The sequence below is a fragment of the Dyadobacter sp. LHD-138 genome (assembly GCF_030929615.1).
Taxonomy (GTDB): Bacteria; Bacteroidota; Bacteroidia; order Cytophagales; family Spirosomataceae; genus Dyadobacter.
Window position 1 is genome coordinate 1 of record NZ_JAVFVU010000120.1, and the last position, 761, is coordinate 761.

The following is a 761-nucleotide window of genomic DNA, read 5'->3' on the forward strand; positions in this document are numbered from 1 at the left end:
CTGACTCTCAATGGCAATTTGTCGAAAAAATAGTTGACAACAAAAGGGCAAGACAACATTCCTTAAGAACCGTTGTAAATTCTATTTTTTGGCTTGTTGAAACTGGAACGCAATGGCGAAATATGGAAAGTAAATACCCCGCTTGGCAGACAATTTATTATCATTTTCGGCAGTTTAAGCTTCGTGGAATCTGGAATCAATTGCTTGAAAGTATAGCTATTAGCGAACGCAAAAGACAGGAAAAAGAGCAAAGTCCAAGTCTATTAGCTATTGATAGTCAAAGCGTTAAGAAAATGCAGTTTATTAATTTAGATTCAGGAATTGATGGTAATAAAAAGATCAATGGACGAAAAAGAACTATTCTGGTGGACACAATCGGAATTCCATGGTCAATCAAGGTTACGTCTGCTAATATTTCCGATAATCAAGCTGGTATTCAAGCACTTGAACAGCTAAAAGGAAAAGTGCCACGATTACAAAAGATTACTGCTGATAATGGTTATAAAACTACATTTGTTGAACACATAAAAAGTAATTTTAACTTGGAGGTAGAAATTGCACAAAAACCAGAATCCCCACAAGGATTTGTTCCCCAAAAGAACCGCTGGCAAGTCGAACGGTCATTTGGTTGGCTTAATTTTAAGCGAAGACTTTTCAGAGATGTTGAGAAAACCATAGAATCTTCTGAGGCAATGCTTGAAATTGCCTATTTATCAATTTTCTTAAACAGAATGACAAAATAAATATCCAAAACATACTCT

At 35.3% G+C, this 761-nt stretch carries 1 protein-coding gene; it reads left to right on the forward strand.

Annotated features, from left to right (window positions below; all coding sequences use genetic code 11):
* Nucleotides 1–743, forward strand: a 743-nt coding sequence (locus tag RB622_RS30190) for an IS5 family transposase (RefSeq protein WP_308050568.1), incomplete at its 5' end; no start/stop codon positions are given.
* Nucleotides 744–761: the final 18 nt, after the last annotated feature.